The organism is Ralstonia pickettii, assembly GCF_030582395.1.
Lineage (GTDB): Bacteria > Pseudomonadota > Gammaproteobacteria > Burkholderiales > Burkholderiaceae > Ralstonia > Ralstonia pickettii_D.
This window is the reverse complement of sequence record NZ_CP104381.1, coordinates 385,970-409,886: the sequence shown is the minus strand read 5'-3', so window position 1 is coordinate 409,886 and position 23,917 is coordinate 385,970. Positions and strand designations below refer to the sequence as shown.

General features: G+C 63.1%; 20 protein-coding genes. 2 read left to right on the top strand and 18 right to left on the bottom strand.

Annotation, left to right across the window (positions count from 1 at the left end; genetic code table 11):
• Nucleotides 1-28: 28 nt before the first annotated feature.
• The gene (locus N5B55_RS01915; RefSeq protein ID WP_304538960.1) at nucleotides 29-1,327 is read right to left on the bottom strand and encodes a glycerate kinase type-2 family protein; all 1,299 of its coding nucleotides are present in this window, start codon (nucleotides 1,325-1,327) and stop codon (nucleotides 29-31) included.
• A gap of 156 nt (nucleotides 1,328-1,483) precedes the next feature.
• Here N5B55_RS01915 and N5B55_RS01910 point away from each other — a divergent pair, with 156 nt between their 5' ends.
• Nucleotides 1,484-2,314, top strand: a complete 831-nt coding sequence (locus N5B55_RS01910; protein ID WP_004633204.1) for a class II glutamine amidotransferase — start codon at nucleotides 1,484-1,486, stop codon at nucleotides 2,312-2,314.
• A 189-nt stretch (nucleotides 2,315-2,503) separates the two neighbouring features.
• Here N5B55_RS01910 and N5B55_RS01905 read toward each other — a convergent pair whose 3' ends face one another.
• The 7 genes from N5B55_RS01905 to N5B55_RS01875 form a co-directional block, all read right to left on the bottom strand.
• Entirely contained in the window at nucleotides 2,504-3,238 is a 735-nt protein-coding gene (locus N5B55_RS01905; protein WP_065859149.1) for an amino acid ABC transporter ATP-binding protein, read from the bottom strand.
• Complete coding sequence (gene gltK, locus N5B55_RS01900; RefSeq protein WP_065859146.1) at nucleotides 3,235-3,918, bottom strand: glutamate/aspartate ABC transporter permease GltK; 684 nt, start codon at nucleotides 3,916-3,918, stop codon at nucleotides 3,235-3,237. Before gltK ends, N5B55_RS01905 begins: the two co-directional genes overlap by 4 nt.
• Nucleotides 3,919-3,936: 18 nt before the next feature.
• Complete coding sequence (locus N5B55_RS01895) at nucleotides 3,937-4,665, bottom strand: amino acid ABC transporter permease (RefSeq protein ID WP_154206332.1); 729 nt, start codon at nucleotides 4,663-4,665, stop codon at nucleotides 3,937-3,939.
• A gap of 99 nt (nucleotides 4,666-4,764) precedes the next feature.
• Nucleotides 4,765-5,673: a glutamate/aspartate ABC transporter substrate-binding protein gene (locus N5B55_RS01890; RefSeq protein WP_065859144.1), complete on the bottom strand. Its 909-nt coding sequence runs from the start codon at nucleotides 5,671-5,673 to the stop codon at nucleotides 4,765-4,767.
• Nucleotides 5,674-6,194: 521 nt separating this feature from the next.
• Nucleotides 6,195-7,496 (bottom strand): Glu/Leu/Phe/Val family dehydrogenase, encoded by a 1,302-nt coding sequence (locus N5B55_RS01885; protein ID WP_065859142.1) that lies wholly within the window; start codon nucleotides 7,494-7,496, stop codon nucleotides 6,195-6,197.
• A 151-nt stretch (nucleotides 7,497-7,647) separates the two neighbouring features.
• Nucleotides 7,648-8,592, bottom strand: a complete 945-nt coding sequence (locus N5B55_RS01880; protein WP_012761171.1) for a LysR family transcriptional regulator — start codon at nucleotides 8,590-8,592, stop codon at nucleotides 7,648-7,650.
• Nucleotides 8,593-8,608: 16 nt separating this feature from the next.
• A complete protein-coding gene (locus tag N5B55_RS01875) occupies nucleotides 8,609-10,447 on the bottom strand; it encodes an ABCB family ABC transporter ATP-binding protein/permease (protein WP_304538959.1) in 1,839 nt (612 codons plus the stop codon).
• Nucleotides 10,448-10,537: 90 nt separating this feature from the next.
• On the opposite strand from N5B55_RS01875, the gene N5B55_RS01870 reads away from it, so the two are divergent.
• On the top strand, nucleotides 10,538-10,975 hold the full coding sequence (locus tag N5B55_RS01870; protein WP_012761169.1) for an acyl-CoA thioesterase: 438 nt from the start codon (nucleotides 10,538-10,540) through the stop codon (nucleotides 10,973-10,975).
• Nucleotides 10,976-11,038: 63 nt separating this feature from the next.
• On the opposite strand, the gene N5B55_RS01865 is transcribed toward N5B55_RS01870, so the two are convergent.
• The 10 genes from N5B55_RS01865 to nudB all read right to left on the bottom strand — a co-directional run bounded on the left by N5B55_RS01865 (nucleotide 11,039) and on the right by nudB (nucleotide 23,840).
• Nucleotides 11,039-11,803 (bottom strand): enoyl-CoA hydratase, encoded by a 765-nt coding sequence (locus tag N5B55_RS01865; RefSeq protein ID WP_304538958.1) that lies wholly within the window; start codon nucleotides 11,801-11,803, stop codon nucleotides 11,039-11,041.
• Between the two features lie 26 nt (nucleotides 11,804-11,829).
• A complete protein-coding gene (locus N5B55_RS01860; protein WP_178959297.1) occupies nucleotides 11,830-12,795 on the bottom strand; it encodes a DegV family protein in 966 nt (321 codons plus the stop codon).
• Between the two features lie 218 nt (nucleotides 12,796-13,013).
• Nucleotides 13,014-14,213, bottom strand: coding sequence for an acetyl-CoA C-acyltransferase (locus tag N5B55_RS01855; RefSeq protein WP_012761166.1), 1,200 nt, complete (start codon nucleotides 14,211-14,213; stop codon nucleotides 13,014-13,016).
• 33 nt (nucleotides 14,214-14,246) lie between these two features.
• On the bottom strand, nucleotides 14,247-16,727 hold the full coding sequence (locus N5B55_RS01850) for a 3-hydroxyacyl-CoA dehydrogenase/enoyl-CoA hydratase family protein (protein WP_304538957.1): 2,481 nt from the start codon (nucleotides 16,725-16,727) through the stop codon (nucleotides 14,247-14,249).
• A 75-nt stretch (nucleotides 16,728-16,802) separates the two neighbouring features.
• Nucleotides 16,803-18,590: an acyl-CoA dehydrogenase C-terminal domain-containing protein gene (locus N5B55_RS01845; RefSeq protein ID WP_012761164.1), complete on the bottom strand. Its 1,788-nt coding sequence runs from the start codon at nucleotides 18,588-18,590 to the stop codon at nucleotides 16,803-16,805.
• Between the two features lie 51 nt (nucleotides 18,591-18,641).
• Nucleotides 18,642-19,232, bottom strand: coding sequence for a TetR/AcrR family transcriptional regulator (locus N5B55_RS01840; protein ID WP_021196492.1), 591 nt, complete (start codon nucleotides 19,230-19,232; stop codon nucleotides 18,642-18,644).
• A 405-nt stretch (nucleotides 19,233-19,637) separates the two neighbouring features.
• Nucleotides 19,638-21,302 (bottom strand): acyl CoA:acetate/3-ketoacid CoA transferase, encoded by a 1,665-nt coding sequence (locus N5B55_RS01835; RefSeq protein ID WP_304538956.1) that lies wholly within the window; start codon nucleotides 21,300-21,302, stop codon nucleotides 19,638-19,640.
• A 39-nt stretch (nucleotides 21,303-21,341) separates the two neighbouring features.
• A complete protein-coding gene (gene clsB, locus N5B55_RS01830; protein ID WP_304538955.1) occupies nucleotides 21,342-22,610 on the bottom strand; it encodes a cardiolipin synthase ClsB in 1,269 nt (422 codons plus the stop codon).
• The gene (locus N5B55_RS01825; RefSeq protein ID WP_012761161.1) at nucleotides 22,607-23,353 is read right to left on the bottom strand and encodes an endonuclease/exonuclease/phosphatase family protein; all 747 of its coding nucleotides are present in this window, start codon (nucleotides 23,351-23,353) and stop codon (nucleotides 22,607-22,609) included. The genes clsB and N5B55_RS01825 overlap by 4 nt, the downstream gene beginning before the upstream one ends.
• A gap of 1 nt (nucleotide 23,354) precedes the next feature.
• Complete coding sequence (gene nudB / locus N5B55_RS01820; RefSeq protein ID WP_304538954.1) at nucleotides 23,355-23,840, bottom strand: dihydroneopterin triphosphate diphosphatase; 486 nt, start codon at nucleotides 23,838-23,840, stop codon at nucleotides 23,355-23,357.
• Nucleotides 23,841-23,917: the final 77 nt, after the last annotated feature.

The window sequence follows — 23,917 nt, the reverse complement described above, 5'->3', positions numbered from 1 at the left end:
GTGCGAAAGCGGTCGGCAAAAACGTGAATCAGAGAATGAGAATGACGCGGTAATCGTTGACGTTGGTGCGCGTCGGGCCCGTGACGATCAGGTCATGGGCGGCTGCAAAGAAACCGTAGGCGTCGTGTGCGTCGAGCGCGGCACGGGCGCCGACATCCTTGGCGGCGGCGCGGGCGATGGATCCGGGGTCGAGCAGCGCACCCGCATTGTCCTCCGATCCGTCGATGCCGTCCGTATCGGCGGCGAGTGCGTAGACGTTGTCCATGTCTTCGAGCGTGACGCCGAGCGAGAGGAGGAACTCCGCGCAGCGCCCGCCGCGGCCTCCGGTCAAGCCTGGCGGGATCGTCACCGTGCATTCGCCACCGGAGATGAGGGCTACCGGCGCTACAAACGGGGTGCCGTGCTGGCGCACCTGCCGCGCCAGCGCGCCATACACCTGGGCAACCTCGCGCGCCTCGCCGGTGACCGTGTCGCCGAGGATGGCCGTGTGGATACCTCGCGCCGCAAACACCTGCGCACCGGCCTGGAGGCTCTGTTGCGCGGTGGCGATGACGTGATTGGTCACGCGTGCAAAGCAGGCGTCGCCGGGTTTGGGCGTTTCGGCAATTTCGCCGCGTGCGCCACGTTCGAGGTGCGCGCTCACGGTGTCCGGCATATGGGCGCGCCAACGTTTGAGGATGGCGAGCGCATCGGCGTAAGTGCTCGCATCCGGCACGGTCGGGCCGCTGGCAATGGCGCTCGGGTCATCGCCTGCCACGTCCGAGACGATCAGTGTCGTGACCGGCGCCCGGGATGCGGCCGCAAGCCGCCCGCCTTGGATGCGCGACAGGTGCTTGCGGACGATGTTCATGTCGGTGATCGGCGCGCCGCAGCGCAGCAACTCGCGCGTCACGGCCTTCAGATCGGCCATCGGGATGCCTTCGGCAGGCAGGGACAGCAGACTGGAGCCGCCACCCGAAACCAGCACGATCAGGCGGTCGCGCTCGGTGAGCGCGCAAACCCGATCCAGGATTTCCTGCGCCGCCTGTTCGCCCGCCTCGTCCGGCACCGGGTGCCCGGCTTCGATAACGCGGATGTGCTCGGTCGGCAGGCCATGCGCATAACGCGTGACGACCAGGCCTTCGATCTGTGCGCGGCCGGCATAGGCCTGCTCGACGGCCAGCGCCATCGACGCAGCCGCCTTGCCGGCGCCGACCACGAGCGCCTTGCCACCGGCGTGTGGTGGGGGAAGGAAATCCGCGACGATTTTCAGCGGGTCGGCCGCGCCCACGGCGGCAGCGTAGCTCTCCAGCAGGAGGGCGCGGGCGGCAGTGCGGTCGAGCTTCATGCGAATGGGTTCCGGTTGAGGCAGTCTGGAGGCATGGCGTGCGGCATGTGCGCAACGCCCGACCCCAGGGGCGGCGCCGGGAAGACGAAGGCGCTTGGCACCCCCGGCGGCCGGCAGGATAATGAACATTTTATTGCATCCGACTTTTCCCCCACCATGTGCCAGCTGCTGGGCATGAACTGCGCCGAACCGACCGATGTGACGTTCTCGTTCACTGGGTTCGCCGCGCGCGGTGGCGTGACCGACCACCATGCCGACGGCTTCGGGGTCGCCTTTTTCGAAGACAAGGCCTGCCGCCTGTTCATCGACAACCAGTCGGCCGGCACCTCGCCGGTGGCGGAACTGGTCAAGCGCTATCCGATCAAGTCGAAGAACGTCATCTCGCACATCCGCAAGGCGACGCAGGGCACGGTGCGGCTGGAAAACTGCCACCCCTTCATGCGCGAGCTGTGGGGCCGGCACTGGATATTTGCCCACAACGGAGACCTGAAGAACTTCTCGCCATTCCTTTCGGGCGTCTACCAGCCTGTGGGGGATACCGACAGCGAACTCGCCTTCTGTTTCATCATGCAGGCGCTGCGCAAGCGCTTTCCCGGGTCGCAGCCGCCGCTCAACGAGCTGTTCTACGCGCTGTCCGACATCACCAAGGAAATCACCCGCTACGGGGTGTTCAATTTCCTGCTGTGCAACGGGCAGGCGCAGTTCGCGCATTGCTCGACGCGGCTGTATTACATCGTGCGGCAGTGGCCGTTCTCGACGGCGCATTTGATCGACGCCGACATGACGATCGACTTCGCCAAATACACGACGCCGGCCGATCGGGTGGCTGTCATCGCCACTGCTCCGCTTACCGACAACGAAGTCTGGACGCAATTCGCCCCGGGCGAGCTGCTGATGTTCGAATCGGGCCAAGCCACGATGGCGACCAAGGTGCCGATTCCGGAAGCCGTGCAGATCGCCAATGCGGCCAATACGGCTTGCACCTGACACGATCTTCGCCCAACAAAAAGCCGCTCCTGAGAGAGCGGCTTTTTGTTGCCTCCAACCCGGCGCTTAAATCGGTTCAGGATCCGTAGCGAGCGGCCCGAGGTTGGTCCGAGAAGCGCAGCCGTACATGGGTACGGCGAGCATCGCAGGGACAAGATCGGGTCGCGCAGTAGGATCGTGAAGCGATTTTCAGTGCGACAGGATCTTCGACAGGAACTGCTTGGCGCGATCGGAACGCGCGTCGATGTTGCCGAAGAACTCTTCCTTCTCGCAGTCTTCAACGATGCGGCCCTGGTCCATGAAGATCACGCGGTTGGCCACCTTGCGCGCGAAACCCATTTCGTGAGTCACGCACATCATGGTCATGCCTTCCTTGGCCAGTTCGACCATCACGTCGAGCACTTCGTTGACCATTTCCGGGTCCAGCGCGGAGGTCGGCTCGTCGAACAGCATGCAGATCGGGTCCATCGACAGCGCGCGGGCAATCGCGACACGCTGCTGCTGACCGCCCGACAGCTGGCCGGGGTACTTGGCTGCGTGTGCCTTCAGGCCAACGCGCTCGAGATACTTCAAGCCCTTGGCGGTTGCCTCGTCCTTGGAACGGCCCAGCACCTTCTGCTGTGCGATCGTCAGGTTTTCGGTAATCGACAGGTGCGGGAACAGCTCGAAGTTCTGGAACACCATGCCCACGCGCGAACGCAGCTTCGGCAGATTGGTGCCCTTGGCGCCGACGGACGTGCCGTCGACCAGAATCTCGCCCTTCTGGAACGGCTCCAGCGCGTTGACGGTCTTGATCAGCGTGGACTTGCCCGAACCCGACGGGCCGCACACCACCACCACCTCGCTCTTCTTCACGCTGGTGGTGCAATCGGTCAGCACCTGGAAGGCGCCATACCACTTGGAAACGTTCTTGATCTCGATCATTGGGTCACCTTCTTCTGAAGTCGCTTCACCAGCACGGAGGCGCCGAAGCAGATCACGAAATAGCACAAGCCGGCAAACAGCAGCAGCTCGACGATACGGCCGTCGCGCTCACCGATGTTGTATGCCTGCGTAAAGAAGTCCGACAGCGCGCTCACATACACCAGCGACGTATCCTGGAACAGGACGATAGCCTGGGTGAGCAGCAGCGGAATCATGTTGCGGAAGGCCTGCGGCAGAATCACCAGGCGCATGGCCTGACCGTAGGTCATGCCCATCGCATAGGCTGCGAACATCTGCCCGCGCGACACGCTCTGGATACCGGCGCGGATGATCTCCGAGTAATACGCCGCTTCAAACAGCGCGAAAGCGACCAGCGCGGACGTCATGCGCATGTCGGTGGCAGGCGACAGGTTGAAGATCTTCTGCAGCACCTGCGGCACGATCAGGAAGAACCACAGCAGCACCATCACCAGCGGGATGGACCGGAAGAGGTTCACGTACGCCTGCCCAAACCATTGCAGCGGCTTGACGCCCGAAAGCCGCATCATCGCCAGCAGTGTGCCCCAGACGATGCCGACCAGGATGGCCGTGCCTGTGATCTCGAGCGAGAGGAGCATGCCCTCGCCGAGCACGCGCATGTTGTCGCCGTTGATGGACGAGAAATCGAAGTGATAAGCCATGAAGAGTCCTCGCCTCGATTACTTGCCACCGATGAAGCCAGGCAGCCGGGAACGTGCTTCCACCCAGCGCATCAGGCCCATCACGGTCAGATTGATCAGCATGTACATCAGCGTCACGGCGATAAACGATTCGTACGGCTGCGCGGTGTAGTCCACCAGCTGGCGGCCCTGTGCGGCCAGCTCCAGCAGGCCGATCGTCGATGCCACGGCGGAGTTCTTGAAGATGTTCAGGAATTCCGACGTGAGCGGCGGCACGATGATGCGGAACGACATCGGCAGCATCACGTAGCGATACGTCTGCGCCAGCGTGAAGCCCATCGCGAGGCCGGCGTTGCGTTGACCGCGCGGCAGCGAGTTGATCCCCGAGCGCACCTGTTCGCACACGCGCGCCGCGGTAAAGGTACCGAGACACAGCATCGCGCACAGGAACATCGACGTATTGGGGTTCATCTGCTTGATGTAGTCGCCCCCCGGCACGAGTTCGGGCACGACGAAGTACCAGATGAAGAGCTGCACGATCAGTGGAATGTTTCGGAACAGTTCCACATACGCTGCGGCAAGGCCCGACAGCCACTTGTTCGGCACCGTTCGCAGCACGCCCAGCACGGAGCCGATGACGAGCGCGATGATCCAGGCGGACAGGCCGAGCACGACAGTGGTCTTCAACCCCGCCAGCAGCCAGTCCAAGTAGGTCTGATTCTGGGCGGCTTCCGTAAAGAAGACGCCCCAGTTCCAGTGGTAATTCATGATGGTTCCCTCAAAAAGAAACGGAAGGGAGAAGACCTGTTAACCGGCCTTTGCCTTCCGTTTCGGTGACGCTTGTATCAGGCCCGTTGAGGGAGCCGATCAGTCAAGAGCCTTGTCGTTCGGGTTCTTGATCAGCGCCTTCATGTCGTCCGACAGCGGGAACTCCATGTTCACGCCCTTGGGCGGAACCGGCTGCTCGAACCACTTCTTGTATTCGGCATTGATCGTGCCGTCCTTCATCATGCCGGCAATGGTCTTGTCAGCCAGCGCCTTGAACGGAGCGTCATCCTTGCGGACCATGCAGCCGTACGCTTCACGCGATTGCGGCTTGGCAACGACCACCCAATCGGCCGGGTTCTTGGCCTTGGCGCGCTCGCCATACAGCAGGGCGTCGTCCATCATGAACGCGACGGCGCGACCCGATTCCAGCGTCAGGAACGACTGGCCGTGGTCCTTCGTGCTGATGATGTTCATGCCCATCTGCTTCTCATCGTTCATCTTGCGCAGCAGGCGCTCCGAAGTCGTACCGGCGGTGGTCACGACGTTCTTGCCCTTCAGGTCTGCCCAATCTTTGACGCCCGAATCCTTCTTCACCATGATGCGCGTACCGATGATGAAGATGGTGTTCGTGAACGATGCCTGCTTTTGGCGTTCGAGGTTGTTCGTGGTCGAACCGCACTCCAGATCGATGGTGCCGTTCTGCAGCAGCGTGATGCGGTTCTGGGACGTAACCGGAATCTCGTTGACCTTCAGATCCTTCAGGCCGAGTTGCTTCTTCACGTCCTCGGCAATCTTGGTGGCGACGTCGTACGAATAGCCGATCGTGCGGACACCGCCGACGTTGTAGCTGAACGGAATCGACGAATCGCGCACGCCCAGCGTGATGGTGCCGGTGTCTTTGATCTTCTTGAGCGTACCAGTCAGCTCTTCTGCGTGGGCAGCGCTGCCGAACGTACCAACGGCGACACCAACGGCTGCAACCACGGTTGCCAGCTTGGCGAGGTTCATGAAAGTCTCCTTTTGACCATGAAAGAGAAAGACGGGACTGTACCAAAAAACGTTTGGAGACAGTATTGGTGTTGCCACTAAATCGTTGAATCCAACGGAGTTTTTCCTCTGGCGCGGACCCTGCCGCAGCTGTGTTTTCCGAGCAACCGGATACCTTACGTTGTGCTTTCCGGAAAACCGGAAAAGACGCGCAGGGCCAGACATGGCGACGCTCTGCAACATCGGCACGCGGGCACGGTTGCTTGAGCGGAATGACCGCCAATTGCTAAGGAAAACCAGGGGAAATAAAGCCCGCCCGATGTGCGCTCTCTGTCGCTTAACGAACCCGACTTGAGGATGGGAAGGACGACGATGACGCCATCGCCCTTCTCATGGTGCGGCGCTCCGGAACGTTATGGTTGGCCCCATGAGCACCGGCTTTCTTCAACCGTCGCGCATAGCCACCTGATCGGCAGCAACGCGATAGACCAGTGCGGTGCCCTGTTGGAGCACCGCGCCGGTATTGACCAGCGCGTTGCCGATCAGGGGTACAGACCGCGCTCTTGGCGAGCCTGCAGAATCCGCGTACAGGCGATGATGAACGCCGCCGTACGCAGAGTAACCTTGTTGTCCTGCGCCACTTGCCAGACGCCACGGAAGGCATCCTGCATGATCCGTACCAGCCGCTGGTTGATCTCGTCTTCGGTCCAGAAGAAGCTCGAGAAATCCTGCACCCACTCGAAGTAGCTGACCGTCACGCCGCCGGCGTTGGCGATTACGTCCGGGCAGACCAGGATGCCGCGGTCGCGCAGGATGTCGTCAGCCTCGGGCGTCGTAGGGCCGTTTGCACCTTCCACGACAATCTTTGCCTTGATATGGGGCGCGTTCTTGGCGGTGAGCTGACCCTCCAGCGCGGCCGGAATCAGGAATTCGCAGTCCAGTGCCCAGAAATCGTCTTGCGAGACGGTCTCGGCAGCAAAGCCGGCCACGCTGCCATTGTGGTCAACGTGCTTGATCAGCGCGTCGACATCCAGGCCGTTGCCGTTGAAGACGATGCCCTTGTGGTCTTGCACGGCAATGACCTTGGCGCCGGCGTCGTGGAACAGCTTGGCGGCCACGCTGCCGACGTTGCCGAAGCCCTGCACCACAATGCGCGCACCCTTGACGTCGATGCCGAGATTGCGTGCGGCTTCGCTGCCGACCACGAACACGCCGCGGCCGGTCGCCTCGCGACGGCCCAGGCTGCCGCCCAGCGCGATCGGCTTGCCGGTCACCACGCCGGTCGCGGTGGAGCCTTCGTTCATGGAGTACGTGTCCATCATCCACGCCATGATCTGCGCGTTGGTGTTCACGTCCGGGGCCGGAATGTCCTTGTTCGGACCGATGATGATGCCGATCTCGCTCGTGTAGCGGCGCGTCAGGCGTTCAAGTTCGCCGGAAGACAGCTTGCGCGGGTCGACGCGGATACCGCCCTTGGCACCACCGTACGGCACATTCACGGCCGCATTCTTCACCGACATCCAGGCAGACAACGCCATCACTTCCGACAGCGTCACGTCCTGGTGGAAACGCACGCCGCCCTTGCCCGGGCCGCGCGACGTATTGTGCTGCACGCGATAGCCCTCGAAGTGGGCGATGCGGCCGTCGTCCATCTGGATCGGCACATCGACGATCAGCGCGCGCTTGGGGCGCTTGAGCGTTTCAACCCAACGTGCGAGCGAGCCGAGATAGGGGGTGACCCGATCGACCTGCTGCAGATAGATGCCCCACGGGCCAAGATTGTCGGCCGGCAGATAGGACGGGATGGCGTGCTGGAGTGTCGACGGAGATGCGACATTGGACATGGCTGTCTTCCTTTTTTGGACCTCGGTAAGGTCCTTCAAGTCCCACAAAATGCCCGCCAGCTTAGGGACCGGCCAGAACGAAATCCAATGCCGTTTTTACATCGGGTTATGCATCTGGCGCATAACCCTCTACTCCAATCCGGGTGTCCGTTTAGTCCGCCAGCGCGCTCCATAACGTGTCGATCAGCTCGCGTTTGCGCTTGGACTGGGGGTGCCGACGGTCGTGTGCGCCGCTTTGCGGGTGCTCGCGGTAAAGCCGTATTTCCATCTCGATCGACAACGTACCGCCGCCCTTGCCTTCGGCGCGCACGAGGCGCCCGGCTGCCACGTCGTCGCGCACCGCACTCTCGGGCAGGAAGGCCACGCCATGGCCGGCCAGCGCCATCACCTTGAGCGCCTCAGCCATGTCGGTTTCGTAGCACTTGTCGAGTAGCGGCGCCACCGGCGAGTTTTCCAGCAGCACATCCACCATGCGCCCGAGAAAAGCGTTGGGCGTGTAGCTCAGGTAGGCGATGGGCTTGCGTGCGGTCGGAACGAGCCGATAAATCGGCCGCCCGCTTGCATCCGGCCTGGAAAACGGAGACAGGCGCTCGGTGCCAAGCACCAGCATGTCGTAGCGCGTGGGGTCGAGCTGGATCATCTGCCGTGCATGGTGATAGACCATCACGAGATCGCACCCCCCCTCCACCAGCGTCATCACGGCATCGTGCACGTTGAGCGCGCGCAGCCGGCATTGCAGCTTGCCGATCTTTTCTTCCACTTGTGCAAGCCAGCCGGGGAAGAACGTGAGCGACAGCGTATGCGGCACGGCAAAGTCGATCGTCGAGGCGCTGGCCGGACGCTGGCCGCGCATCAGTGCGCGCGTCTCGCTTACCTGGGCGAGCATCGCCAACGCCTGTTCGTAGAAGACCTCGCCGGCGGGGGTCAGGCGCGTGGGGTAGCTTGATCGGTCGATCAGCTCATTGCCGAGCCACGCCTCAAGGGATTGGATGCGCCGCGAAAACGCCGGCTGCGTCACGTGCCGCAATTCGGCCGAGCGCGAAAAGCTGCGCGTCTCGGCCAGGCTGATGAAGTCTTCCAGCCATTTGAGTTCCATCGCGTTGTCTCTCCCCTCAACCTGCTCGGGCGTCTTCTGTTTCTTCGGAGACGCGCTCCGGCTCGCGCGCCTGCATGCGCCACATCTGCGCGTAACGGCCTTCCGCACGCAGCAACGATTCATGCGTGCCGCGCTCGATGATGCGACCGTGCTCCATCACCAGGATCTGGTGCGCACGGACGATGGTCGACAAGCGGTGCGCGATGACCAACGTGGTGTGGTTCTGCGCTAGGCGCATCAGTTCTTCCTGGATGGCGTGCTCGGTGCGCGAGTCCAGCGCAGACGTCGCTTCATCGAAGACGAGAATCGGTGGACGCTTGAGCAGGGTGCGCGCAATCGCCACACGCTGCTTCTCGCCGCCGGAGAGCTTCAGGCCGCGCTCGCCGACTTGCGTCTCGTAGCCGTCGGGCAGCGATTCGACAAAGTGATGGATCTGCGCCGCGCGGGCGGCTTCGATCACCTCTTCGCGGCTTGCATCGGGGCGCCCGTAGGCGATGTTGTAATAGATGCTGTCGTTGAAGAGCACCGTGTCTTGCGGAACGATGCCGATAGCGGCGCGCACGCTGGATTGCGTGACATCACGCAAGTCCTGTCCGTCGATCTGGATGGCGCCGGACTTCACGTCATAGAAACGGAACAGCAGGCGCGCCAGCGTCGACTTGCCGGAACCGCTCTGCCCCACCACCGCCGTGGTCGTGCCGGCCGGAATCGTAAAATCGACATCGAACAGAATCTGGCGATTGGCCTCGTAGCTGAAGTCGACATGCGCGAAGCGCACTTCGCCCGCATGCACCGTCAGCGGCGGGGCGTCTGGCTTGTCGGCCACTTCGCGGTTGGTCTGCAGCAGATTGAACATGCGGTCCATGTCGGTCACGGCCTGCTTCAGCTCACGGTAGATCACGCCCAGAAAGTTGAGCGGAATGTAGATCTGCAGCATCAGCGTGTTGACGAGCACGAGGTCGCCCAGCGTCATGTGCCCCGCCGCCACACCCTGCGTGGCGCGATACAGAATCAGGATGAGCGCCGTGGCGACGATGAACTGCTGGCCGAAGTTCAGCACCGACAACGAGTTCTGTGACCGGATGGCGGCGGCGCGGTAGTGCTTCAGGTTCTCGTCGTAGCGACGTGCTTCGTAGTCTTCGTTGCCGAAGTACTTGACCGTCTCAAAATTGAGCAGCGAATCGATTGCCTTCTGGTTGGCGCGCGAATCCAGCTCATTCATCTTGCGGCGGAAATGCGTGCGCCAGTTCGTCACCGTCACCGTAAATACGATGTAGCTAACCAACGCGCAGAACGTGATGAGCGCGAACCACACGTCGTACTTCACGAAGAAATACGTGATGACAAGGCCGACTTCCACCAGTGTCGGCAGGATGCTGTACAGCGAATACGAGATGAGCGACTGGATGCCGCGCGTGCCGCGCTCAATGTCGCGACTCATGCCGCCGGTCTGGCGCTCAAGGTGAAAGCGCAGGGACAGCGCATGCAGATGCCGGAACACCTGCAGCGCGAGCGTGCGCACAGAACTCTCGGTCACCTTCGCAAACAGGATTTCGCGTAACTCCGAGAACAGCGACGTCGACAGCCGCAGCAGCCCGTAGCCGATGATGATGCCCACCGGCACCACCAGCAGCGCACGCGGATCGGACGGCGACACGTTCATGGAATCGATCAGCCGTTTCATGACCATCGGCACGCCAAGGTTTGCCACCTTGGCCGCGATCAGAAACGAGAGCGCCAGCGCCACGCGCCATTTGTAGGCCAGCAGATACGGCAGCAGGCTCTTGATGGTGCGCCAGTCGCCGCGGGCAGCCCCCGGCGGAGGCGGTTCGGAAGAGGCGGGAAAGCGGCGCATGTGCGGTGCAATAAAATAGCGGATTGTGTATTCTCCCACCGATCACCTGCGCGCGCCCTGGCCTCGCTGGTGGGCCCTCCCTCTGCTTCAATGCTGCCCTGCATCATCATGTCCGATACCCAAGCCCCACCTGAAACCGTCACGTTGCCCGCCGACAAGCAACCCGCCGTGCGCGTGATGCCCATGCCCTCCGACGCCAACGTTCACGGCGATGTGTTTGGCGGCTGGATCATGTCGCAGGTGGATATCGCAGGGTCGATTCCCGCCGTGGTGCGCGCCAACGGCCGGGTGGCGACGATCGCGGTCAACTCGTTCGTCTTCAAGCAGCCGGTGTACGTGGGCGATCTGGTGAGCTTCTACGCCAACGTGGTGAAGACAGGCCGCACGTCAATCACCGTGGACGTGGAAGTCTATGCGCAACGCATGCACGCCAACGGCCGGCACGCCACCGTCAAGGTGACGGAAGCCACTCTCACCTACGTGGCGACCGACGAGACCCGCAAGCCGCGCGTGCTGCCGCCGCTCTGAACGGTCACGCCCAACAAAAAACCCGGCTTCGCGCCGGGTTTTCTTTTGCAGGAAACGATTCGCTCAGTGGAACTTGGAGAAGTCCGGGCGGCGCTTTTCGAAGAACGCCGTGAACGCCTCGCGCGCCTCCGGGGCACGCAGCATCTCGCCGAACTGCTTGCCTTCCACCGACATGCGCTCGGCGATCTGCGGCGTTGCGCCCTCCTTCATCAGGCGCTTGGTGGCGCGCAGCGATGCGGGCGGCAACAACGTCAGCTTGCGCGCTTGCGTGCGCACGAAGGCATCCAGCTCGCCGGCCGGCAACACGCGGTTGACCAAGCCCAGCTCGCGCGCTTCGTTCGCGTCGAATGGCTCGCCGAAGAGCAGCTTGTCAGCCGCGCGGTGGTAGCCGGCCAGCTGCGGCAGCAGCAAGCTCGATGCGGCTTCAGGGCAGAGACCCAGCTGCGCGAACGGCATCGACAGCTTGGCCGTATCGGATGCGTAGACGAGGTCGCAATGCAGCAGCATGGTCGTACCCACGCCGACAGCCGCGCCGCTCACCGAGGCGATCAACGGCTTGCTCGCTGTGCTGATCGCGCGCAGGAACTGGTGCACAGGGGCGCTCTCGTCCTTGGGCGGATTCTTCATGAAGTCTTCGAGATCGTTGCCCGCCGTGAACACGCTCTCATGACCGGCCAGCACGATCACGCGAATGGCGGGATCGGTTTCGGCGGCCACCAGAGCATCGGCCAGCGTTTGATACATCGCGGCCGTGATGGCGTTCTTGCGGTCTAGGCGGTCAAAGGTCAGCGTCAGGATGCCGTCTGCAGTCTCGGTACGAATCGACATGAAAACTCCAGGTAAAACCTGCGCCCCTAAATCGGCACAGGCGAATCAGATAGATAACCGACGGAGAACGCGTTGGCCCCAACGTTCAACGCCACGGTCAGGCTCATCGGCGCAAGCAGTACCTCCACGCCGTGGTCCTGTGCGGTTCGCATCAACGCTTGCACCGGTTCCATGCGGCGTACGGTGTCGAGCGAACCGGAATACGTGATCGCCACCACGGGCGTGGCCAGCCGCTCTTCGGCGATCATGGTTTCGGTATGCGCAAGCAGGCGGCGAATCCCTTCCTCCGAGCCGCGCACCTTGGCGATGGCTTCCGTCTCGCCACGATGCATGTGGATGAGCGGACGCACGTTGAACGCCGTCCCCATCATGTAGCGGCCCCAAGTGATGCTCTTCTCGCCCTTCTGCTTGGCGCGCGTGTACATGTACAGCAACTCGTCGGGCACGAGATAGACGTGCGAGGCGTCGCGCAGGCGGTTTTCGATCACGTGCACGACGTCACGTACCTCTGCGCCTTCCCGCAGCATGCGTGCGGCTTCATGCACCATCAGCGCCTGGCCCGGGCCAATGGCGCCGGTATCGACCACCGTCAACTCGAACAGCCCTGAGCGGCCTGCATCCTTGCGTGGCTTGAAGCTTTTGGCCGTGGTGCCTACCACCGCACCAGTTGCATGGCTGTAGAAATGACTGCGCGAACTGGCAATGGTCAGCAGCAAGGCCCGATCGTGCTGCGTGACCACGTGCCTGAGCAGGAAGTCTTCGATTTCGCGCTCGAGCAGCGGAATCGATTCGGCGTAGTGATCCTGCTTGTCGACGAGGTATTTGCGATAGAGCTGCGGAAGCGCCACCTCGTCGCGGCGGTCTTCCACAAACAATTCGCCCGCACGAATGCGGAACGGCACTACGCCCAACCCCAGTTGATCGATCATCGAGCGTGGCATATCGCATGCCGCGTCGGTCAATACGATTGTGTCGCCGATAGTGTTGCCCATCGCACGCCCTCCTCTTGGTGCACCGCCGGTGGCCCGGTGGTGTGTCTCCTCTGTTGCGGAATCATGGTTCCGCTTCTGTCGCGATGCCGGCTAGGTGCCGGCCGCGTTCTTCGGCGCGCTTGTTGATGTAGTACTGCGCGCGCCTGCGCAATCATGCGTGTTGAGACGGGCGATTTACAAGCAGGGGGAAGAACTTAATCCTTCCCCCTGACGTGGGGTCACATGCGTTCGAAAATGCCCGCGGCGCCCATGCCGGTGCCGACGCACATCGTCACCATGCCGTACTTCTGGTTGCGACGGCGCAGGCCGTGCACCACCGTGGCCGCACGAATGGCACCGGTGGCGCCCAGCGGGTGGCCCAGCGCGATCGCACCACCCAGCGGGTTGATCTTGCTGGTGTCCAGGCCCAGGTCCTGGATCACGGCGAGCGACTGCGCGGCAAACGCCTCGTTCAGTTCGATCCAGTCGATCTGGTCCTGCGTCAGGCCGCCCGCCTTCAGCGCGGCCGGAATCGCTTCCTTCGGGCCGATCCCCATGATCTCCGGCGGCACGCCGCGCACCGCAAACGATACGAAGCGCGCCAGCGGCACCAGGTTGAACTGCTTGAGGATCTTCTCCGACACCAGGATCAACGCGCCCGAACCGTCCGACGTCTGGGAGCTGTTGCCGGCCGTCACGCTGCCCTTGTTGGCGAACACGGCGCGCAGCTTGCCCAGACCTTCGACCGACGTATCGGCACGCGGGCCTTCATCCAGCGACATCGTGCGGGTCTTGATGTCGATCGCGCCCGTGCCCAGGTTCGGGAACTTCTCGATGATCTCGATCGGGGTGATCTCGTCCTTGAACTCGCCGGCTTGCTGCGCGGCCAGCGCCTTCTGGTGCGAAGCCAGGGAGAAGGCGTCCTGCGCCTCGCGCGAGATCTTCCATTGCTGGGCGACCTTCTCGGCGGTCAGGCCCATGCCGTAGGCGATGCCGACGTTCTCGTCGCGCGTGAAGATGTCTGGCGACATCGACGGCGAGTTGCCCATCATCGGCACCATGCTCATCGATTCAACACCGGCGGCGATCATCACGTCGGATTCACCCACGCGGATGCGGTCGGCAGCCATCGCCACGGCGGTCAGGCCCGAGGCACAGAAACGGTTGACGGTGACACCGCCCACCGTGTTCGGCAAGCCGGCCAGCAGCGCACCGATACGCGCCACGTTCAGGCCCTGCTGCGCTTCCGGGATCGCGCAGCCAACAATGGCGTCTTCGATCAACGCCGGGTCCAGGTTCGGCACCTGTGCGACAGCGCTCTTGAGGATGGTCGCCAGCAGATCGTCCGGGCGCAGGTTCTTGAGCGTGCCCTTCGGAGCCTTGCCGATCGGGGAACGCGTCGCGGCGACGATGTAGGCGTCTTGCAGTTGCTTGGTCATGATGAAACTCCTGTCTCTCTGTCGTCGCGGCAATTAGTTGCGCACCGGCTTGCCGGTCTGAAGCATGCCCATGATGCGTTCCTGGGTCTTGGAGCTGCCGAGCAGATCCACGAAGGCCTTGCGCTCCAGCGCCAGCAGCCATTCTTCGTCCACCAGGGCGCCGGCTTCGACATCACCGCCGCACACGGCTTCAGCAATGCGCGAGGCAATCGTGAAGTCGTGCTGCGAGATGAAGCCGCCGTCACGCATGTTCACCAGCGACGCCTTGATCGTGGCGATGCCCGAACGGCCCGCCACCGGAATGCCCACCGGACGCAGCGGTGCGCGGTAGCCCGAATCGGACAGCGCACGCACTTCATTGCGCGCAACGTGCAGCAATTCGTGCACGTTGAAGACGATCGTGTCGGTCGGTTGCAGGTAGCCGATCTTCTGCGCGTCCAGCGCGGAAGACGACACCTTGGCCATGGCCGCCGCCTGGAAACGGTTGGTCAGGAACTGCAGGATGTTCGTGCTGCCCGCTGCCTGCGCAGCCTTGGCAGCGGCCAGGGCCGCTTCTTTCAGGCCACCGCCCGCCGGCACCAAGCCCACGCCCACTTCCACCAGACCGATGTACGTTTCCAACGCAGCCACACGCTTCGCCGAGTGCAGCAGCAGTTCGCAACCGCCGCCCAGTGCGATGCCCGACGCCGCGGACACAACGGGCACGCCGGCGTATTTCACACGCATCATGCCGTCCTGGAACTTCTTGACGAACGGCTCGATGCCCTTGGCACCGCCCATCATGAAGGCCGGCATGGCTTCTTCCAGGTTTGCACCGGCCGAGAACGGACCACCCGGCGCGCCCAGCTTGAGCGATGTCGGCTGCCACACCACCAGACCCTTGTAGCCAGCTTCGGCCAGATCAACCGCACGCGTCAGACCGTCGATGACGCTCGGTCCGATCGTGTTCATCTTGCTCTTGAACGAAACGATCAGCACGTCGTCCTGACCGGCCGCGTCGTCCACCCAGATGCGCACGGCATCGGTCTCTTCGATAGTCTTGCCGTAGGTGAGCGGGTTGACCGTCGTCGCACCCTTGATCGGAGCACGGAACACCTGGCGGCCGTACACCGGCAGCGTGCTACGCGAGAGGAACGTGCCCTGATGCGCCGACCACGAACCTTGCGTCGAATGCACACCGCCGTTGTCCGCCACCGGGCCCGAGAACACCCACTGCGGCAGCGGCGCGTTCGACAGCGCCTTGCCGGCCTCGATGTCTTCCTTCACCCACTCGGCCACCTGCTTCCAGCCGGCCTCTTGCCAGTCTTCGAACGGGCCGCTGTTCCAGCCGAAGCCCCAGCGGATCGCCAGATCGACTTCCGCAGCCGAATCGGCAATCTGCTCCAGGTACACCGCGATGTAATGGAATACGTCGCGGAACACCGCCCACAGGAATTGCGCCTGCGGGTTGGTCGATTCACGCAGCAGCTTCAGGCGCTCAGCCGGCTCCTTCTTCAGGATGCGCACGACGATGTCATCGGCCTTCTTGCCGCTCGGGCCGTACTGGCCGCTTTGCGGATCCAGCACCTTGATTTCCTTGCCTTCCTTCTTGTAGAAACCGGCGCCGGTCTTCTGGCCCAGGGCGCCTGCTTCCACCAGCTTGGCCAGCACGGGCGGCGTGGCGTAGACCGGAGCGAACGGATCGTCCTTCAGGTTGTCCTGCATTGTCTTGATGACGTGCGCCATCGTATCCAGGCCCACCACGTCGGCCGTACGGAACGTCGCCGACTTCGCGCGGCCCAGCTTCGAACCCGTCAGGTCGTCCACCACGTCAAACGGAATGCCGTACTTGGCTGATTCTGCAAACACCGCCAGGATCGAGAAGATGCCGACGCGGTTGGCGATAAAGTTGGGCGTGTCCTTCGCACGCACCACGCCCTTGCCGAGCGCGGAGGTCAGGAACGTTTCCAGCTTGTCGAGGATGTCGCCGCGCGTATGTGCGGTCGGGATCAGCTCGACCAGGTGCATGTAGCGCGGCGGATTGAAGAAGTGCACGCCGCAGAAGCGCGACTTCAGCTCGGCATCAAAGCCGTCCGACAGTTCGGTGATCGACAGACCCGACGTATTCGACGCGAAGATCGCATGCGGGGCGATGTGCGGCGCGACCTTCTTGTACAGGTCGTGCTTCCAGTCCATGCGCTCGGCAATCGCTTCGATGACGAGATCGCAATCGCGCAGGCGCTCGATGTCGTCTTCGTAGTTGGCAGCCTGGATGAGGTTGGCGTCCTCTTTGATGCCCAGCGGCGCCGGCGACAGCTTCTTCAGGTTTTCAATGGCCTTGAGCGCGATGCCGCTCTTGGGGCCTTCCTTGGCCGGCAGGTCGAATAGCGTGACAGGAACCTTGGCGTTGATCAGGTGCGCGGCAATCTGCGCACCCATCACGCCGGCGCCCAGCACGGCAACGCGCCGGACGAGGAAGTTGGAACGCTGGCCGGCCTGCGGCTGCGCGCTGGTGGGGAGTTCAGTGCGGGTCATGGTGTCCTCGCGAAAGGTGAGGAAGAGACGAGCGAGGCGACGTTTGTGCACGTCGCCTCAAGAGGATGCGTCTGTTTAGAACAGATCGGCTTCGAGTGCCATCAGCGTCGCACCGCCGGCACGTGCCATGCGGATCTGCGAAGCCGTCTCAGGCAGCAGCTTGGCGAAGTAGAAGCGCGCCGTTGCGAGCTTGACCTTGTAGAAGGAGTCGCCGCTGTCTTGCTTTTCCAGGGCGATCTTGGCCATGCGGGCCCAGAAGTACGAAAACACCAAGTGGCCGACCACACGCAGATACGGCACAGCGGCGGCGCCGACTTCGTCCGGGTTGGCCATGGCCTTCATGCCGATTTCCATGGTCAGCTTCTGGACCTTGTCGCCAATGTCGGCCAGCGGGTTGATGAATTCCTGCATGGCTTCGTTGGTGCCTTCGGCTTCCACGAAGTCCTGGACCAGCTTGCCGAACTTCTTCATCTTGGCGCCCATGTCGCCCAGGATCTTGCGACCCAGCAGGTCCAGCGACTGTACGGTATTCGTACCTTCGTAGATCATGTTGATGCGGGCATCGCGCACGTATTGCTCCATGCCCCACTCGGCGATGTAGCCGTGGCCACCGAACACCTGCATGCCTTCGTTGGTGGCGATGAATGCGTTGTCGCTCAGGAAGGCCTTGGCGATCGGGGTGAGCAGCGCGACCAGATCCGCCGCGTCCTTGCGCACGGACTCGTCTTTGTGCGACAGCTCGCGGTCGATCTGCAGGGCAATCCAGTAGCTGAATGCTCGGCCGCCTTCGGCGAAGGCGCGCTGGGTCAGCAGCATGCGACGTACGTCCGGGTGCACGATGATCGGGTCGGCCGGCTTGTCCGGTGCCTTCGGGCCCGAGAGGCTACGCATCTGCAGGCGTTCCTTGGCGTAGGCAGCCGAGTTTTGGTAAGCGACTTCGGTCAGGCCCAGGCTCTGCATGCCGACGCCCAGGCGCGCAGCGTTCATCATCACGAACATGGCGTTCAGGCCCTTGTTCGGCTCGCCGACCATCCAGCCTTTTGCGCCATCCAGGTTGATCACACAGGTGGCGTTGCCGTGGATGCCCATCTTGTGTTCGATGGAACCGCATTTCACGCCGTTGCGCTCGCCCGGATTGCCGCTGGCATCGGGGATGAACTTCGGCACCACGAACAGCGAGATGCCCTTCGTGCCGCCCGGCGCGTCCGGCAGACGTGCCAGCACCAGGTGAATGATGTTCTCGGCCAGGTCGTGCTCGCCCGCCGAGATGAAGATCTTGGTGCCGGTGATGGCGTACGAGCCATCGGCCAGCGGTTCAGCCTTGGTGCGCAGAATGCCCAGGTCGGTGCCGCAATGCGGCTCGGTCAGACACATCGTGCCAGTCCACACGCCCGACACCAGCTTCGGCAGATAACGCTGCTTGAGCTCGTCGGTGCCGTGTGCGTGCAAGGCTTCGTAGGCGCCATGCGACAGGCCCGGATACATCGTCCAGGCCTGGTTGGCGGAGTTCAGCATCTCGTACAGCGCGTTGTTGATCAGGATGGGCAGACCCTGACCGCCGTACTCGGGATCGCAGCCCAGCGAGGGCCAGCCGGCCTCGACGTACTGTTGATAGGCTTCCTTGAAACCCTTGGGTGCAGTGACCACGCCGTCGCCGTGGTACGTGCAGCCCTCGCGATCGCCAGATTGATTGAGCGGGAAGATGACTTCAGAGCAGAACTTGCCAGCTTCTTCGATCACCTGGTTGATGGTGTCGGCATCGATCTCCGCGTGCTGCGGCATCTCCTTCAGGTGGTTCTCGACGCCGAGAAGCTCATGGAGAACAAACTGCATGTCACGCAGCGGTGCGGTGTATTGACCCATCTTGCAACTCCTTGGTGTGTACTGCGCGACCGCTAGGTGTGCGATGCCGCGTCAGGTTCGGTAAGACTGAATGAGTTTGTTGAGCGCCACCATGGCCAGTTCGGCGCTGTTCGGCAACCGCAGGAAACGCGCATCGTGATGCAGCCCTAACTCCAGGCTGTACATCTCGAAGAGCATCAATTGCGGGTCCGCTTCTGCACGCAGGTGGCCCTCTTCCTTTGCCTGAGCGATCGCACGGGCCAATGCCGCACGCCAGATCGTCACGCTCTTGACGAGTTCGTCACGCACCGGGCTTTCGGCACGATCGTCGTACTCCACCGCGCCGCTGATGTAGATGCAGCCCGTGGTCACTTCCTGAATGCGGCGCTCCATCCAGCGTCGCACCATGCTCCACAGGCGCGGCAGACCGCGCGGTTCCGTCAAGCTCGGGTAGAAGACTTCCTGCTCGAACCGTTTGTGATACTCGCGAACCACTTCCACCTGCAGATCCTCACGCGAGCCGAAGTGCGCAAACACCCCGCTCTTGCTCATCTGCATGCGCTCCGCGAGCACACCGATCGTCAATCCTTCCAGTCCGTCGCGCGAGGCCAGTTCCAGCGCGGCATCGAGAATCGCTGCACGTGTCAGCTCGCCCTTGCGCATCGGCGTAGCTGCTGCGTGATTCGATTCGAGACGAGCGGTCGGGTGACGCATGATGATTTCTCTCCGTTCTTTTCTGGGGCGTGACACGCGAGAAAATTGGCTTGCTGCAGGGCGCCTTTTGCGTGCCGGGCAGGACTGTAAACCAGCCTGCGCAAACACTCTAGCCCAAAATCGAACGGTCGTTCAATTATTTACAGGTGGCCTTTGAGCGGCAAGTGTTTTATTAGAAAGCGCCATCTAAATGGCGATATTGAATCGTCACCTTGCGCGGCGCAGCGCGAATCCTGCAAACCCTTTCAGGTAAAGGATCTGCGCGGTGTGCGCCGCACCCATATGAGGGGCTTGGCACAGCATTTCTGACGGATTTTCTAGTGCTACCCATCAGTAAATAAACAGCCAGAAAAATCAAACCGGCGTGATGCCGGTATGCATGGCGCCACGGCGAAAGATGCGTGCATCCATTTCACGCAGGTCCGCTGCCACGGCAACGTCTGCGGCGCATTGATCCAGTACGTCCCGCTGTAGGTCGATGCCGGGCGCGATTTCTGTGAGAGTGAGACGCCGGGCGCCGCGGCCATCGTCACGCATCTCAAAGACGGCGCGCTCGGTCACGTAGCGCACAGGAATGCCCGACCGGGCCGCATATTCCCCGTTGAAGGTGAGGTGCGATACCGCTGGCACGATCTTCTTGAGCCGCCCTTCGCGCACGATGCGCAGCTTGCCGTCTTCGGCTTCGACCTGGAGGCCGCCGGCGGTGAGTGTGCCCATGAACACGACGGAGCGCGCGCTCTGCGTGATGTTGATGAATCCCCCCACGCCCGCAACGATGGTGTCGCCGCCCTCGCCGAACAGGCTGACGTTGACGTTGCCGGCGCCGTCCAATTCCGCCAGTCCGAGGATGGCGAGATCGATGCCGCCCCCTTCGTAGAAGTCGAATTGCGCGGGCTGATCCACGACCGCTTCGGGATAGGCCGACGCGCCGAAACTGAGGCCATCTGCCGGTGTACCGCCGATGGGGCCGGCCTCCACAGTCAGTGTGAAACCGCGCGCCCCCTCCTGTTCAGCCAGGGCGCCGACGGCCGCGGGCATGCCCACGCCGAGGTTGACGACCCGAGGTTGCTGCGCGATCAGTTCCAGCACAGCGCGGCGTTGCACGAGCGTACGGGCATCCAGCGCGCCGTGCTGGCTCGCCTCCAGCGCCTCGCTCGCTTCGATGGCGTCTTCCTTGAGCTGGATTGCCTCGCCTTGCCAAGGGCGGATATAGGTCGGATTGAACGCTTCGCCGAAGGTCATCTGGTGTTCGGTTTCATCGTCAGCAACGACCACGTAGTCGACGAGGATGCCCGGCACGTGGATCGCCTGCAGGTTGTCATGCCGATCGACGAGCCGACGCACCTGCGCGATGACGATGCCGCCGGAGTTGCGCGCAGCTTGCGCCATGGCCAGCAGTTCGTGGTGAAAGGCTTCTTCGTGCGTGCTGATGTTGCCGCGTGGGTCGGCAGCCGTACCGCGCAGGAAGACGCAGTGCAACGGGAAGCTCGGGTAAAAGAGATAGTCTTCGCCCCGAAAGCGCTCGTACTCGACCCACGACGCCTTACCCGCAGCTCGCGCTGCCTTGGCGCGGTTGTTGATAGCTCCACCGTGATAGCGCGCGTCAAGCTCCGTGCGTGGGTCGACAAAGGTGTGCAGGCCCATCTTCGTCAGCACACCGGGCTTGCCGCCCGCGATGGCGCGGTAGAGATGCGTGAGCACGCCTTGAGGCAGGTTGAAAGCATCGCATTGCTCGGCGAGCGCCAGGTCCGCCAATCGTGTGGCGGAGCGCCAATGCCCGCCCACCACGCAGCGTGTCATTCCGGGATTGCCGAAGTGGTTGACGCCGCGCGTGGCGCGATCGCCCTGCCCGGCGGAGTAGACGAGCGTAAGGTCCCGCGGTTCGCCGGTGGTCAGGAACCGGCGCTCGAGCGCGTGCGTGACCGCCTCTGCATGGCCCGCGCCGACAAACCCCGCGCAGGCCACCGTCCACCCCGGCTCCACCAAGCGCGCGGCCGCATCCGTTGTGATGACTTGCATGTCTCCTCCGTCTTGTTGTGTTTTGTAGGTATGTGACTGCTAGTAGTGCGCCGCGCGCCCGCTGATGACCACGCCAAGGCGCACGAGCCGATAGGCGCACCAATCTGCGAAGCGCCACCACCAGCGGCGCGCGGCATGCTCATCCGCCAAGATGCGGCGTGCGTGACGGGCGATGGCATCTTCGAGTGCCGCGCGCAGTTCGTTGGCGACGGTCGCATCCCACACCACTACGTTCGCTTCGCGTGCAAGCAGCAGGCTGAATGGGTCGATGTTGCTGGAGCCCACCGTCGCCCAGCGGTCATCCACCACGGCCACCTTGGCGTGCAGGAAGCTCGCGGTGTATTCGTGGATCTCGACGTTATCGCGCAGCAGCATGTGATACAGCGAACGCGTTGCATAGTGCTGCAGCCGGTATTCGACCTGCCCTTGCAGCAACAGGCGCACGCGCACACCGCGCCGTCGGCATGCAGACAGCGCCCGCATGAAACGCACGCCCGGCAAGAAGTACGCGTTGGCGATGAGCACCTCTTGTCGTGCGGCGCCCAGCGCGCGCAGATATTCGCGTTCGATCGCCCGCCGGTTGCGGACGTTGTCGCGCAGCACCAGCGAGGCCAATACGTTGCCCGGTGCGCGCTCGCTTTCCTGGCCGGATGCGCCTCGATGCCGTGGCCGTGGCGTATCGGTGATCACCGGAAATTCTGCGGCGACGCCCGTGACGCCCACCTCGCGCATGCCGGCGCGCACGCCCATCTGCCACCAGAGCCGGTCAACGGTCAGCGCAATCTGCGCGACCAGTGGCCCCTGCACCCGCACCGCAAAGTCGTAACGCGGCCCCAGCGCGGTGTCGTTGAATGGCGCGTGGTTCAGGTCGTCGATGATGTTGATGCCGCCCACGAACGCCACGTCATCATCGATGACGGCGATCTTGCGATGCAGCCGTCGCAGGTGGCGGCGTTGCAGGCGGAAACCGCGCAGCGGTCGATAGATGCGCAACCGCACGCCCGCCTCTTTCAGCATCGTGGCGATGGTCGCGGGCAGCAGGCCGGTGCCGAAGCCGTCGAGGGTCAGGTGGACATCCACGCCGCGCCGCGCCGCGCGGGCGAGCGCCTCGGTCACGCTGTGGGCGGTGGCATCGTCGGTGTAGATGTAGGTCTCGAGTGCGACGCGGCGCTGCGCAGCATCGATGGCTTGGATCAGTGCGGGGAAGAATTCAGCGCCGCCGCGCAGGAGGTCGACGTGGTTGCCCGGCAGGGGCTTACCCCGCCGCCATTCGGAGCGCAGCGGACCCGCATCGCGCACGACCTTCATGGATGCGCCAGTTCAGCCAGCAGGGGCACGTGATCGGAGCGTTGTGCCCACTCGCGGCCCGTCAGCGCGTGCGCACGTTCAATATCGAAACCGCGCACATAGATGCGGTCCAGCCGCAGCCATGGCATCTGGCTGGGGAAGGTGCGGACCGGGCGCGCATCGGCGGCCTTGTCGGCCACTTCGGTCGCACCCAGCGCCTGGCAAATCATGCGATCGAGCCGGTTGTTCCAATCGTTGAAATCGCCCGCCACCACGAGCGGCGCATCGGGTGGCACGACCGAACGCACGCGATCGACCAGTGCCTCCGCCTGCCGCTGCCGGCTGCGGGCAAACAAGCCGAAGTGCGCGCACAGCAAATGCACCTCGCCGAAGCCGAGATCGGTGACGGCATGCAGCAGGCCGCGCTGCTCGAAACGGTGATCGGAGATATCCAGGTTTTCCGACAGCAGGATCGGAAATCGCGACAGGATGGCGTTGCCGTGATGCCCGTGCTCGTAGACAGCGTTGCGGCCATAGACCGTGTGCGGATAGACATCGGTCGCAAGGTAGCGCAGTTGCGTGTAGTTCGGGTCGAACAACTCGGCGGCGACCAGGCGGTCGTTGCGGTCCTGCACCTCTTGCAGAAAAACGATGTCGGCGTCCATGGTGTGCAGGCCCTGCCGAACGTCATGCACGCGCACGCGCCGCGCGATGCCCGTCACGCCCTTGTGGATGTTGTAGGTGGCAACGCGCAAACGCAGCATGTCAGGCTTGGTCCTTTGTCAGTGCCGCTTGACGGGCATGATAAGCAGCCAGGCGTTCGGGCAACTGCAAGATGGCTTCGGCATTGCTGCGCGAGAAGCACCGCGCGGCGGCATCTTCGTAAGGCAGCCATTCGGCCTGCACATGCTCGCGCGGCGACATGCGCACGGGCACCTTGCCGCTTACCAGCAGGCCGAACCAATGCTCGGTGTTGCGCGTCACGCCTGGCGCGTACCGGTGCCGCCAGCGCGGGTAGATTTCGTATTCGATCTGGTGACCCCAGTCGACCAGATGATGCTGGGCCGCATCGATGCCGGTTTCTTCGAGCACCTCCCGACGGGCGGTGTCGGCCAGCGGTTCGTCGAGGGCGTCGCAGCTGCCTGTCACGGATTGCCAGAAGCCCGGATGATCTGCCCGCTCCATCACCAACACATGCAAGTCGGGCGTGTGAATGACGACCAGAACGGAGACGGGGATCTTGTGCGGCATGGGGGCGTGCTTCGATGGAGGGCGCGATCGCGCTGCAAGGCAATAGCTTACCGCAGCCAGAAGCGTGCCACCGTGAC